General features: G+C 69.6%; 10 protein-coding genes. 4 read left to right on the top strand and 6 right to left on the bottom strand.

Annotated features, from left to right (window positions below; genetic code table 11):
* Positions 1 to 57: 57 nt before the first annotated feature.
* The 4 genes from ACWDTI_RS22485 to ACWDTI_RS22470 form a co-directional block, all read right to left on the bottom strand.
* Positions 58 to 318 carry an HPr family phosphocarrier protein gene (locus ACWDTI_RS22485; RefSeq protein WP_449740341.1) on the bottom strand — a complete coding sequence of 87 codons (261 nt, stop codon included), beginning with the start codon at positions 316 to 318 and terminating at the stop codon, positions 58 to 60.
* A 56-nt stretch (positions 319 to 374) separates the two neighbouring features.
* Entirely contained in the window at positions 375 to 2,447 is a 2,073-nt protein-coding gene (locus ACWDTI_RS22480; protein ID WP_449740340.1) for a PTS fructose transporter subunit IIABC, read from the bottom strand.
* Between the two features lie 64 nt (positions 2,448 to 2,511).
* Entirely contained in the window at positions 2,512 to 3,504 is a 993-nt protein-coding gene (locus ACWDTI_RS22475) for a 1-phosphofructokinase family hexose kinase (protein WP_449740339.1), read from the bottom strand.
* Positions 3,501 to 4,271, bottom strand: a complete 771-nt coding sequence (locus ACWDTI_RS22470) for a DeoR/GlpR family DNA-binding transcription regulator (protein WP_449740338.1) — start codon at positions 4,269 to 4,271, stop codon at positions 3,501 to 3,503. Before ACWDTI_RS22470 ends, ACWDTI_RS22475 begins: the two co-directional genes overlap by 4 nt.
* Positions 4,272 to 4,535: 264 nt before the next feature.
* On the opposite strand from ACWDTI_RS22470, the gene ACWDTI_RS22465 reads away from it, so the two are divergent.
* On the top strand, positions 4,536 to 6,209 hold the full coding sequence (locus ACWDTI_RS22465) for a phosphoenolpyruvate--protein phosphotransferase (protein WP_449740337.1): 1,674 nt from the start codon (positions 4,536 to 4,538) through the stop codon (positions 6,207 to 6,209).
* A 10-nt stretch (positions 6,210 to 6,219) separates the two neighbouring features.
* Here the strand turns inward: ACWDTI_RS22465 and lexA are convergent, their stop codons facing one another.
* A complete protein-coding gene (lexA, locus tag ACWDTI_RS22460) occupies positions 6,220 to 6,933 on the bottom strand; it encodes a transcriptional repressor LexA (RefSeq protein WP_449740336.1) in 714 nt (237 codons plus the stop codon).
* Between the two features lie 235 nt (positions 6,934 to 7,168).
* On the opposite strand from lexA, the gene ACWDTI_RS22455 reads away from it, so the two are divergent.
* The gene (locus ACWDTI_RS22455; protein ID WP_449740335.1) at positions 7,169 to 7,726 is read left to right on the top strand and encodes a LysM peptidoglycan-binding domain-containing protein; all 558 of its coding nucleotides are present in this window, start codon (positions 7,169 to 7,171) and stop codon (positions 7,724 to 7,726) included.
* A gap of 25 nt (positions 7,727 to 7,751) precedes the next feature.
* Positions 7,752 to 8,237 carry a transcriptional regulator NrdR gene (gene nrdR / locus ACWDTI_RS22450; protein ID WP_449740348.1) on the top strand — a complete coding sequence of 162 codons (486 nt, stop codon included), beginning with the start codon at positions 7,752 to 7,754 and terminating at the stop codon, positions 8,235 to 8,237.
* On the opposite strand, the gene hrpA is transcribed toward nrdR, so the two are convergent.
* Entirely contained in the window at positions 8,211 to 12,242 is a 4,032-nt protein-coding gene (gene hrpA, locus ACWDTI_RS22445; RefSeq protein WP_449740334.1) for an ATP-dependent RNA helicase HrpA, read from the bottom strand. The two genes, nrdR and hrpA, sit on opposite strands and share 27 nt — an antisense overlap.
* A gap of 61 nt (positions 12,243 to 12,303) precedes the next feature.
* Between hrpA and ACWDTI_RS22440 the strand changes: the two genes are divergently transcribed.
* Positions 12,304 to 13,533: an aminotransferase family protein gene (locus ACWDTI_RS22440; RefSeq protein ID WP_449740333.1), complete on the top strand. Its 1,230-nt coding sequence runs from the start codon at positions 12,304 to 12,306 to the stop codon at positions 13,531 to 13,533.
* Positions 13,534 to 13,577 lie beyond the last annotated feature (44 nt).

The following is a 13,577-nucleotide window of genomic DNA, read 5'->3' as shown; positions in this document are numbered from 1 at the left end:
CGCGGACCCACCAGCAGCAGGGCTGGTGGGTCCGCGGTGTCTGTGGAGATCCGGTGCCTAGTCGGCGTCGAGATCCTTTTCGACGAGTCCGGCGATCTTGTCGAGCGTCGCCTGGTCCTCGGCGGTGACGACGACCTTGGAGCCCTTCTCGGCACCGAGGGTCATGATCATGAGCGCCGACCCGGCGTCCACCGGATCTCCGCCTTCGAGGCCGATGGTCACCTCGGTGCCGGCCTCGGCGGCCGCCTCGGCGATGATCGTCGCGGGACGGGCGTGCAGTCCGACGGCGGATCCGACGGTCACGGTGGTACTGGGCATGGTCACTCCTCTTCGTTGTGGATTGCGGCGGTGGTAGCCAACTTATCGAATCCGGCTCAGGCGGGCACGGTTTCGAGTTCCTCCGCGAGGGCTGCCTCCGGGCTGGTGCCCACCCCCTTGGCGGCGATCACCAGGACGGCGGACAGAACGACGCCGGCGGCGAGCGCGACCAGGAACAGCAGCCAGTGGTTCATCGTGAAGAACACGAAGATGCCGCCGTGGGGAGCGCGCTGGGTGACACCGAAGGTCATGATGAGCGCGCCGGACAGTGCGCCACCGGCCATCATCGACGGGATCACGCGGAACGGATCGGTCGCGGCGAACGGGATGGCGCCCTCCGAGATGAAGGATGCACCGAGCAGCCATGCGGCCTTGCCGTTCTCGCGTTCCGGTTCGGTGAACATCCCCGGCCGCAGCACGGTGGCCAGGGCCATCGCCAGCGGCGGGACCATACCGGCACACATGACCGCGGCCATGATCTCCAGCTGTGCCGTGCCGCCGATCGCGAGGCCCGCGGTGGCGAACAGGTAGGCCGCCTTGTTGACGGGGCCACCCAGGTCGAAGCACATCATCAGGCCGAGCACGACGCCCAGGACGATCTTCGAACCGCCGGACATGCTGTTGAGTCCGTTGGTCATCTCGGTGGTGACCCACGCCAGCGGCTTGCCGAGCAGCATGTACAGCAGCGCACCGACCACCAGGCTGCCCAGCAGCGGGATGATCACCACCGGCATCAGACCTCGAGCCCACTGGGGCAGTTGCAGTCGCGAGATCCACAGGCAGACGAAACCGGCGATCAGACCGCCGACCAGGCCGCCGATGAAGCTGGCGCCGACGGCCACCGAGACGAGACCGGCGACGAAACCGGGTGCGATACCGGGTCGATCGGCGATGGCGAACGATATGTAGCCGGCCAGGACGGGCACGAGCATGCCCATCGCGAGTCCGCCGATCGCGAACAGTACGGCGCCTATGTACTGACCGAGACCGCCCGGCGGCAGATCCCAGAGGCTGAAGTGCAGGGCGATGAACTGGCCGTCGCTCAACGACTTCGTCGTGTCGAGGGTCTTGTTGGCGATCTCGTACCCGCCGAGGAACGGCAGGAACGCGAGTGCGATGAGCAGGCCGCCGGCCGCGACGAACGGGATCATGTAGCTGACACCGGTCATCAGCGCCTGCTGGAGCTGTTTGCCGGCACCCACGCCGCCGGAATCCGCCGACGCATCGGCCGCTCCGTCGCCGTCGCCGGCGATGACCACCGCGGCGTTCGGATTATTCGCCGCCGCAACGGCTTCGGCGATCATCTTGTCGGGCTCGTTGATCGCGCGCTTGACCCCGGAAGCGATGACCGGCTTGCCGTGGAAGCGTTCCTTGCCCTTCACGCCCACGTCGGTCGCGAAGATCACCGCGTCCGCGTTGGCGATCACGTCGGACGCGAACGGCGTGGTGGCCGAGGAACCCTGTGTCTCGACGTGGAAGTCGACGTCGGCACGCTCGGCGGCGTACTTGAGCGCGTCGGCGGCCATGTAGGTGTGGGCGATGCCGGTCGGGCAGGCGGTGATGGCGACGACCGAGGGCCGCTTGGCCCCGGAGTCCGACGTCGCCGCGGCGGCACCCGCCGCACCGGCACCCGCCGCGATGGCGCCCGCAGCCGCCGCCGGTGCGGTCTCGGCCGGTGGGTTGATCGCCTCGTCGACCAGTTCGACGACGCGTTCGTCGCTGTCGGCGGCCCGCAGTGCCGCCACGAAGTCGGGGCGGACGAGCGCACGGGCCAGGGCGCTGAGCAGCTTCATGTGTTCGGTTGCACCGCCGGCCGGGGCCGCGATGAGGAACACGATGTCCGCCGGGCCGTCGGGTGCGCCGAAGTCGACCTTGTTCGACAGCCGCGCCATCGCGAGGCTCGCGTCGCCGACCGATTCGGCGCGCGCGTGCGGGATGGCGATGCCGCCGGGCAGTCCGGTGGCGGACTTGGCCTCACGATCGAGGGCGGCACGGGTGAGTTCGGCGGGGTCGCTGGTGCGGCCGGCCGCCGCGAGGGTGTCGGCGAGATGGCCGATCACCGCGGCGGGGTCATTGCCGGCGTCGACGTCCAGACTCACCGTCTGCGTCGTGATGATCTGTGGTGTCATCGGTTTTCCGTTTCCTTTGGGGGAGAGGGATTCTGCTGTGTGAGTGTCATGTGCTGGCGGTGCGTCATCGGACCGGGGCGGCTCCTGAAAGGTCGGTGATCCGGACTCCGTCGAGATCGAGCTGATCGGGGGAAGGAGGTTGGGTGCCGGCCAGCGCGGTCGCCGCCGACCCGTAGGCGACGGCGTTTCGCAGCCGGTCGGGTTCGGCGTCACCGCGGCACTCGGCGATCAGATACCCGGCAAGCGACGAGTCCCCGGCACCGACGGTGCTGCGCGGCACGATCGGGGGCGGCGTCGCGAACCACGACCCGGTGTCGGTGATGAGCATGGCGCCGGTCGCGCCGAGGGTGGCCAGGACCGCCGCGCCGGTCCGGTCGACGAGGGTGCGTGCGGCGTCGACGAGTGGTCCGTAGTCGCCCCGGCGGGTCGCGGCGACCAGCGTCGCCGGATCGGCGCCGGTGGCCGCGGCGAGTTCCTCGTCGTTGGGCTTGATCAGGTCGACACGGCCGGTGACGGTGGCCGACAGCGGGCCGCCCGAGGTGTCGACGGCGATCCGGCAGCCGAGTCCGGTGAGGTGGTCGATGACCGTGCGGTACCAGCTGTCCGGCAGGCCGGGCGGCAGCGACCCGCACAGCGCCACCCAGCGGGTTCCCCGGGCGTTCTCGACGACGAGGTCGGCGAGGCGTCGCGCCGAGAGCTCGTCGAGGGGGATTCCGGGGGCGTTGATCTTGGTCGTCGTGCCGTCCGGATCGGCGATGGTGAGGTTGGACCGCACCTCGCCGTCGACCGGCATCGCCAGGTAGGGGAGCCCGACGTCGTCGAGCGCCGCCAGCAGCGGGTCGCCGCCTCGGGCCGGCAGGATCGCCAGGGTGTCCAGGCCGGCCTCGGCGATCACCCGAGCGACGTTCACGCCCTTGCCGCCCGGTTCGGCTCGTGCCGCCCTGGCCCGTTGCACCTCGCCGTGAACCAGCGGCGCGGCGAGCTCGAGGGCGCGGTCCAGACTCGGGTTGGCGGTGACGGTGAGGATCGTGGGTGTCATTGGTGGTCTCTCGGTCATGCGATCACCATTTCGATGCCGCGGGCGGACAGGGCTGCAGACATCGCCGGGTCGATCCCGGAGTCGGTGATGAGTACGTCGACGTCGGCGAGGGTGGCGAACGAGGACAGGTCCTCGCGGTCGAGCTTGGATGAATCAGCCAGCACCACAACGCGATTCGCCACCCGAACGATGGCCGCCTTGATCGCCGCCTCGTCCGGGTCGGGAGTGGACAGGCCGTGCGACTCGCTGATGCCGTTGGCGCCGACGAAGGCGGTCGACACGCGGAGTCGTTCGAGTGCGCTCACCGTCTCGGACCCGACGGTCGCCTGGGTCAGGCCGCGGACGCGGCCGCCGAGGATGTGCAGATCGTTCGCACCCTGGCCGGCGAGGACTGCGGCGATCGGGATGCTGTGGGTGATCAGGGTCAGTCGTCGGTCCCGGGGAAGGTCCAGCGCGGCCTGCAAGGTGGTGGTGCCGGCATCGAAGAACACCGACCCGCCGTCGGGCGGCAGGAACCGGACCGCCGCCCGGCCGATGGCCGCCTTCTCCTCGGTGTGGCTGCTCTGCCGTTCGTCGATGCCCTGCTCGCCGAGGATCGCGGTGGCGCCGGGCCGCACCGCCCCGCCGTGCACCCGCTGCAGATGACCCGCGCGCTCGAGGGTGGCCAGGTCGCGGCGCACGGTCTCGCTGGTGACGTCGAATCGGGTGGCCAGCGCGGCGACCGAGGCGCGACCGTGAGCGCGTACCTGGTCGGCGATCGCCTGCTGGCGTTCTTCGGCGTACATAGGTGTTCCTGTCGAAGGTTTCACGGTGTTCGAACTGCGTGTGTGTTGATTTATGTGGGTTCTCGTGTTGATGTCTATTTGTTTACGCCTGTTTGTGTGGGTAAGTCAAGGGTTTCTTGTAACTTGGTTCACACAGGTTCCGTTATGGCAACTCGAGGCACATCGACGTGCGACGGGGGTTCACCGGCGCGAACCGATCGAGATGTGGTCGTATAAACAGGTGGCCGTTACTCGGGCCGATCAACCGACGAGAAAGGTGCTGCGGTGGGCCAGCAACAGGTACTGAACGGAACCCCGGTCGTCAGCGGTAAGGCCTATGGCCCCGTCGTATGGCCGGGCGAGCGCCCCGTCTACGACCCGGGCGCGATGGGTGCGACGGTCGCCGAAGACGAGCGTGAGGTCGAGAAGAAACGCTTCACCGACGCGGCCGCCACGGTCGCCGGACGGTTGCGCGCACGCGCGTCGCATTCCTCGGGAGCCGCTGCCGAGGTCCTCACCGCCACTGCGGGACTCGCCGAGGATCGTGGCTGGGTCGGCGCCGCGTCCGGCCTGATCAAGAAGGGCAGTCCCGCACCCGCCGCGGCCATCGCCGCGACCGAGCAGTTCGTCGAGATGTTCACCAAGGTCGGCGGACTGATGGCCGAGCGGGTGACCGACCTCAAGGATGTCCGTGACCGCGTGGTGGCCGAGCTCATCGGTGTGCCGGAACCCGGTGTGCCCGAACCGCATGAGGCGTCGGTGCTCCTCGCCGACGACCTTGCACCGGCCGACACCGCAGGGCTCGATCCGGCGAAGATCACCGCACTGGTGACCCGTCTGGGCGGTCCGACGAGCCACACCGCCATCATCGCGCGCCAGCTCGGCATCCCGTGCGTCGTCGCGGTGTCCGGGCTGGAGGTCGTCGCGGCGGGCAGCACGGTTCTCGTCGACGGCACCGCCGGCACCATCGAGGTCGAGCCCGACGAGGCCACCGCGGTCGCGGCGGTGGAGGAGAGCCGGCGCGAGGCCGAGGCGGTCAAGTCGTGGAAGGGACCCGGCCGCACCGCCGACGGTTTCGAGGTTCTCGTACTCGCGAATGTCGCCGACGGCGCGTCGGCGCGGAGCGCGACGTCGTTCCCGGTCGAGGGCGTCGGACTGTTCCGCACCGAGTTGGCGTTCCTCGATCGGCCCGACGAACCCACGGTCGAGGAGCAGACCACGCTTTATCGGGAGGTGCTCGACGCCTTCCCGGGCCAGAAGGTGGTGATCCGGACCCTGGACGCCGGGTCGGACAAGCCGCTGAAGTTCGTCACGAACCTCGACGAGGCGAACCCGTCACTCGGCGTGCGCGGCAACCGGATTGCCATCGAACATCCCGAGATCCGTGCCCATCAGCTCGACGCCATCGCCGCCGCCGCCGAAGCGAGCGGGAACGCGGCGTGGGTCATGGCCCCGATGATCGCATCGGCCGCCGAGGCCGCCGAGTTCGCCGGTGAGGTACGCCGACGCGGACTGGTCGCGGGCGTGATGGTGGAGGTTCCCGCCGCGGCCGTCCTGGCGTCGGCGATCCTGGCCGAGGTGGATTTCGTGTCGATCGGCACCAACGACCTCACGCAGTACACGATGGCCGCCGACCGGATGTCCCCGGAACTGGCCGGTTTGACCGACCCCTGGCAACCGGCCGCACTGCACCTGATCCACAGCGTCGGGCAAGCCGGGGAGGCGACCGGCAAGACGGTCGGTGTGTGTGGTGAGGCGGCCGCGGACCCACTGCTCGCGTGCGTGTTGGTGGGCCTGGGCGTCACCTCGCTCTCGTCGGCGCCGGCGGCCGCGGCAGCGGTCGGTGCGCGGTTGGCCGGCGTGACCCTGGCGCAGTGTCGCGCCGCCGCCGAAGCGGTGCTGGCGACCGCGGACCCGGTGGCCGCACGAGCCGCGGCCACTGCCGCGCTCGACGGCTGAGCGGTGCCGGTCAGACGCGCCGCATGACGGTGACGACCTTGCCGAGGATGGCGGCGTCGTCACCGGGGATCGGTTCGAACAGCGCGTTGTGCGGCATCAGCCAGATGTGACCATTGCGCCGCTTGAACGTCTTCACGGTGGCCTCGCCGTCGATCATCGCCGCGACGATGTCGCCGTTGTCGGCGACGTTCTGCTGACGCACCACGACCCAGTCGCCGTCGCAGATCGCGGCGTCGATCATGGATTCACCCACGACCTTCAGCAGGAAGAGGGACCCCTCACCGACGAGTTCGCGGGGTAGCGGGAACACGTCCTCGACGGCCTCTTCGGCGAGGATCGGTCCGCCTGCCGCGATCCGGCCGAGCACCGGCACGAACGCGGGGGTCGGTAGCGAGGTGTCGTCGCCGGCCGCGGAGCCGCCGGGCGGATTGGTGGGATCGCCGTCGGAGATGTTCACCGCCCGGGGCCGGTTGTGGTCGCGCTTGAGGAGGCCCTTGCGCTCCAGCGTGCGCAACTGATGGGCCACCGACGACGTCGAGGTCAGCCCGACGGCGTCCCCGATCTCCCGGATGCTCGGTGGGTATCCGCGTTCGCGGACCGACTGGCGGATGTATTCGAGCACGCCGCGCTGGCGCGCGGTCAGGGATGCCTCGGCGGCGTGCGGGTCGGTGGCGGTGTCGGTGGCGGTGTCGGGGGTGTCCGGCCCGCCGGCCTTCTCGCTCATCGGTGGGTCCTCCTGTCGGTTGGGTGACTCGAGCACCGAAAAATGCTGGTCGTCTGGGTCCTTCAGCGCCGACAGTAGCCCAATCCTCGGACATGTTCAAACATGTGTTCGAGGTGTTTTGCAACTTCGCGCGACTTTGTCGGTGGCCCGTGCTAGAAATCGAACATACGTTTCATCGAACACGTGATCGATGGCAGCGCGACCCGCAAGCACCGACCGCAGAAGGACAGACACCATGGCCACCGCGACTCTCACCCGCACACCCCTCACCCACACACCCCGCTCGGACGTCCCCGAACCCGACACCTCCGTCCGGCCGGGTACGCGGTCCGCGCGCGCCGACCGTGCCGTCACCGACCTCACCCGCCCCGCCGACCGGCGGCAGGCCGATCGCCGACCGCCGGTGGCCCGGCCGTCGGTGGCCCGGCCGTCGCGCGCGCGGGTGCGGGGGACGCGCTGCGCGACACCAGCCGGCGGCCGCACCACCGGCACGAGCAGCGTCTACCTGCGCCGACGGCTGGCCGCCGCGGCGCTCCTGGTGGGCGTGGGTCTCGCCGTCCTCGTCTGGGTCATCGCGATCATCGGCTCCGACTACGCGGCGTCGGTCACACCCGAGCCGATCGGCACCGAGGTCGTGCACGTGCGTCAGGGCGACTCGCTGACCTCCATCGCCGAGCGCGTCGCGCCCGACGTACCGGCGCAGGCGGTGATCGACGCCATCGTCGAGCGCAACGATCTGTCCGGCGCCGGGCTGCATGTGGGTCAGGCGCTGGTCGCACCCGCCTATCGCTGAGGACATGACCGGTATCCTCGGTGGCATGCGCTGCCCGTTTTGCAAGAACGAAGACACCAAGGTCATCGACTCGCGTGTCGCCGACGAGGGGCAGGCCATCCGTCGCCGCCGGGCGTGTGCCCGATGCGGACGCCGATTCTCCACCGTCGAGAGCGCGGTGCTGGCGGTGGTCAAGCGCAACGGTGTCACCGAACCCTTCAGCCGCGAGAAGGTGATGCGCGGCGTGCGTCGCGCATGCCAGGGCCGCCACGTCGACGAGGATGCACTCGCCAAGCTCGCCCAGCAGGTCGAAGACGCGGTCCGCTCGTCCGGTTCCGCCGAAATCCCCAGTAACGAGGTGGGGCTGGCGATTCTCGGTCCGCTGCGCGACCTCGACGAGGTGGCCTATCTGCGCTTCGCATCGGTGTACCGGTCGTTCGAGTCGCTCGAGGACTTCCAGCGCGAGATCGACGATCTGCGCGGGGTGTCGCCGGACCCGAACGCCTCAGCGGAACCCGTCCAGAGCACGTAGCGCCCGCTTCTCCGAGATCGGATACGCGGTGCCGAGCCGCTGGGCGAACAGGCTCACCCGAAGCTCTTCGGTGGTCCAGTGCGCGAACTCGTTGAACGCCTCCCGGCGAGCGGTCGGCAGTTGATTCAGTCGCTGATTCCAGTGCGCGACAACCCGATCCACGGCGTTGACGCCGTCGCGATCGCGGCCGGCCGCGGCCGGCAGATCGCCCAGACGCTGGGTTGCCGCCCGGAGATAGCGGGGTAGATGCTGCAGATGCCGGCGCGGCGTGGCCGCCACGAATCCGTCGAACACCAGGTTCCCCAGCTGATCGGCGACATCGTCGGCCGCGAGGTGCCCGGTGAGCCGCTCGACCTCGCGGCGCACCGCGGGCAGTTCGCGCAATACAGCGGTGGCCATCGCGAAGTACTCCGGCGCCGCGGCACTCACCGTCGGCCGCACCGACTCACGCAACCGGTCGAACTGCGCTGCCGTGCGGATGCCGGTGAGGTCGCGGTCGGCGACCATATCCCGGATGGCCCGGCGGGTGCAGTCGGCGACGAGATCGTCTATCCGCGAATACGGACTCTGGCTCAACGCGAGTCGTGCGGCCGGGTCGAGGCCCGTTGCGACCTTCTTGGACAGGGCGGGGATGGCCCGGTCGAGGAGGACGACGACGGCCTCGGACATCCGCCGGTCGCGGTCGGCCTCGGTGTTGACCTCGGTCACCGACACGCCTGCCGTCCCGCCGTCCGCGCCGGTGACCACCTCGAGCGCCGGATAGCGGGTCAGTGTCTGCCCGGCCACCGTAGAGGTGACCGTCTGGGCGAGGTCACCGATGCCGTCGGCCGTCCACGTCGTGTACACCGGACGCGCAGGTGTGTCGTCGTCCTCGTCGGAGAAGCGCTTCTTCAACTCGGCGAGCGACTTGCCGCCGGCCACGACGATGCCGCGCCGGTTGGCCACGGCGAAGTTCATGGTGAGATGACCCGGCAGTCTCTCGGCGTCGAAGTCGTTGGGGCTCAGGCTCATCCCGGTGATCGTCGACAGTTCCCGGGCCAGCCCGGTGATCAGCGGTTCGGCGCGCGGGGTGAGGCGGGTCAGCGCGAGGTCGGCGAAGGACTGCGCCGGTGCCATCGACTTGCGCAGTGCCTTCGGCAGCGTCTTGATCAGTTCGGTGGCGAGCTCCGACCGCAAACCGGGGACGAGCCAGTCGAATCCGGCGGGCCGCACGTGATCGAGGAGCGGGCGCGGGATGACGACGGTGACGCCGTCCTCCGGGTCACCGGGCTCGAACCGGTATCGCAGTTCGAACCGGGTCTCGCCCTGCTGCCAGGCGCCCGGGAAGTCGGTGTCGGCGACCGCGACGTCGGCGGCCACGTCCTCCGGCCGCAGATCGAGTAGGTCGGGGGTGGCGCGCCGCGCCTTCTTCCACCAGGTGTCGAAATGCCGCGCCGACACCACCTCGGCGGGGATGCGCGCATCGTAGAAGTCGAACAGTTGCTGTTCGCTGATCACCACGTCGCGGCGACGGGCACGGTGCTCGACGTCCGCGGCCGCCTCGAGCAGATCCCGATTGTGTTCGAAGAACGCATGATTCGTGCGCCAGTCACCCTCCACCAGGGCGTGGCGGAGGAACATCTCGCGCGCCGTGACGGGGTCGATCGAACCGAACGGAACCCGGCGCTGCGCGACGAGGGTGACGCCGTAGAGCGTGACCCGTTCGTAGGCCATCGCCGATCCGCGCTTGGACGACCAGTGGGGTTCGCTGTAGTTGCGGCGGGCGAGGTCGCCGGCCAGCTTCTCGGCCCACAGTGGGTCGACCCCGGCGACCGTGTGTGCGAAAAGGCGCGAGGTCTCGACGATCTCGGCCGCCATGATGAATTGCGGAGGTTTGCGGGCCAGTGTCGACCCCGGGAAGATGGCCAGGGTGGTGTTGCGAGCGCCGGTGTACTCGCGCGAATCGCCGTTGCGGATGGCGATGTTGCCGAGGAGCCCGGACAGGATCGACCGGTGGATGGCGTCGGCATCGCGGGTGGACGCGGCCGCCGACCAGTCGAGATCCGAGGTGATCCGCGACAGTTGCCGGTGCAGTTCCTGCCATTCCCGGATGCGCAGGAAATGCAGGAACTCGCGTTCACACATGCGGCGGAACTGATTGCCCGACAGTTCTTTCCGGCGTTCGTCCAGGTGATTCCACAGCTGCAGGTAACCGAGGAACTCCGATCCGGGCACCGCGAACCTGCGGTGTGCGGCGTCGGCGGCCTCGCGGTGATCGGCGGGTCGTTCGCGGACGTCGGGGATCGACAGGGCGGCGGCGATCACCAGCACATGGTCCAGGCAGCCGAGTTCGTGTGCTGCGATGAGCATGCGGGCCAGCCGCGGGTCCACCGGGATGCGGGCCATGTCCCGGCCGACGGGCGTGAGCCGGGGTTCGTGGTCGTCGCGGGCGCTCTCGCGGATCGCGCCGAGTTCGGTCAGCACCGCCATGCCGTCCCGGATCGCCCGGGCGTCCGGCGGTTGCACGAACGGGAACGCGGACACATCGCCGAGCCGCAGCGAGGCCATCTGCAGGATCACCGCCGCGAGGTTGGTGCGCAGGATCTCCGGGTCGGTGAAGCCGGGGCGCGCGTCGAAGTCGTCCTCGCGGTAGAGGCGGATGCACACGCCGGGGGCGACGCGGCCGCAGCGGCCGGCCCGCTGCCGCGCACTGGCCTGCGACACCGGTTCGATGGGCAGCCGGTTCACCTTGGTGCGGGTGGAGTAGCGGGAGATGCGCGCGGTGCCGGTGTCGACGACGTAGCGGATGCCCGGGACCGTCAGCGACGTCTCGGCGACGTTGGTGGCCAACACGATTCGCCGGCCCGACGACGGTGCGAACACCTTGTGCTGATCGGCGATGGACAGTCGTGCGTAGAGCGGCACGATCTCCGCACCTGCCGACGCCCGATGGCGCAGCGCGTCCGCGGTGTCGCGGATGTCGCGCTCGGTGGGCAGGAACACGAGGATGTCACCGCGCTCGTGCGCCCAGAGTTCGCCGATGGCGGCGTCGATGGCTTGGATCTGGTCGAGGTCTCGATGATCGGAGTCCGGGTCGTCGGCGCTCAGCGGCCGGTAGCGGATCTCCACCGGGTAGGCGCGCCCGGACACCTCGAGGATCGGCACCTCGTCATCGGGCGCAGCGGTGTCGGGTGGCGCAGGTGTGTCGGACCCAGGTGTGTCGGGCCCAGCGGGGTCGGGCGGCGCAGATGTGTCGGGCTCAGCGCTGTCGGGCGCAGCGGTGTCGGACCCAGCGGGGTCGGTGCCGTCGACGGCGAAATGCCGGGCGAAGCGTTCCGGTTCGATGGTCGCCGAGGTGATGATGACCTTCAGGTCGGGCCGTCGGGGCAGGATGCGTTTGAGGTAGCCGAGGATGAAGTCGATGTTCAGGCTGCGTTCGTGGGCCTCGTCGATGATCAGGGTGTCGTAGGCGCGCAGCAGCGGATCGGTGCTGATCTCGCGGAGCAGGATGCCGTCGGTCATCACCTTGACCAGCGTGTCGGCGCCCGATCGGTCGGTGAATCGCACCGAGAAGCCGACGGCGTCACCGATCTGGGTGCCCGTCTCGTCGGCGATGCGTTTGGCCACCGAACTCGCCGCGATGCGGCGAGGCTGCGTGTGCCCGATGGCGCCACGCACACCCCGGCCGAGTTCCAGGCAGATCTTGGGCAGCTGGGTGGTCTTGCCGGAACCGGTCTCCCCGGCGACCACCACCACCTGGTGCTCACTGATGGCGGCGGCGATCTCCTCGCGGGCGGCCGACACTGGCAGCTCCGGCGGGTAGCTGATGGTCGGCACCGTGGCGCGGCGCCGGTCGAGGCGCAGCTGAGCACGGTCGATGTCAGCGGTCAGTTTCTCCCACTGGGCGTCCGACGCGGTCGATCCGAGTTTGTCGATGCGTCGGCGCAGTCGGTACTCGTCGGCGACGGTGACGTCGGCGAGCCGGTCGATCAGTGTCCGACGATCGGCTGCGGTTCGGGCGGGCATGATCTCTCCAGGATAGTGGGGTGGCGCGCCCCGGCCACGTCGTGCCCGGCATGATTGAGCCATGGCAGGTTCACTGTGGCACGGTTTTGCCGACATGGGCGCGGTCAGCGCCGGCGCTCCCTTCACCGTCGTGCGGGGCCAGGGCGCCCGCATCTGGGACGCCGACGGTCGTGACTATCTCGATGCGACCGCCGGTCTGTGGTTCACCAACATCGGCCACGGCCGCACCGAGGTCGCCGACGCGGTGGCCGAACAGCTCTCGAAGCTGGCGCACTACTCCGGCTTCGGCGACATCACCTCCGATGTGACCGCCGCGCTCGCCGAACGGCTGGCGACGATCGCCCCGGTGCCCGGCAGCAAGGTGTTCTTCACCTCCGGTGGCAGCGACTCGGTGGACACCGCCGCCAAACTCGCCCGCCGCTACTGGCACGAACAGGGAAAACCCGAGAAGAACATCATCGTGGGCCGCACGAAGGCCTATCACGGCATGCACGTGGCGGGCACCGCCCTGGCCGGAATCCCGGTCAACCGTGAGGGATACGGCGAACTGATGCCCGACGCCGAGTCCGTCGAGTGGGACAACGCGAAGAGCCTGCTCGGTCTGATCGAACGGCACGGTGCCGATCGGATCGCCGCGTTCTTCTGTGAGCCGATCATCGGCGCGGGCGGTATATACCTTCCGCCCGAGGGCTACCTGACCGAGGTGCGGCAGATCTGCCGCGACCACGACGTGCTGTTCGTCGCCGACGAGGTGGTCACCGGCTTCGGGCGGATCGGTGGCGACTCCTGGTTCGCGTCAACACGTTTCGACCTGCAGCCGGACATGATGACGACCGCCAAGGGACTCACGTCCGGATATGTGCCGATGGGGGCGGTGTTCATCGCGCCACGAGTGGCCGAGCCGTTCTTCTCCGGCGGCGTCTGGTGGCGGCACGGCTACACCTACGGCGGTCATGCCGGCGCTGCGGCCGCGGCGATGGCCAACCTGGACATCATCGAGCGCGAGGGTCTGCTCGGCGCGGCGACCCGGCTGGAAACCGATCTCGCGCAGGCACTCTCGCCGCTGGCGGAGCTCGACGCCGTGGCCGAGGTACGCACCGGTCTGGGCGCGGTGAGTGCTGTGCAACTGGCCGACCCGGCGCAGGCGCAGGCGATGGTCGGCCGGATGCGGGCGCACGGCGTCAGCGGCCGCGCCGCCGGACAGGGTGCACTGCAGATCTCCCCGGCCTTCGTGATGACCACCGAGGAGGTCGGCGAACTCGCCGACAAGCTGCGCGCGGCGCTGTCCTGACCTCGGTCCTCGCGTCGGTCGTCGCGTCGGCGAGGCGCTCTTGC

This window comes from Gordonia sp. NPDC003424 (assembly GCF_053588655.1).
Note: the sequence above shows the minus strand (reverse complement) of the source record. Positions and strands in the feature narration are given on the sequence as shown.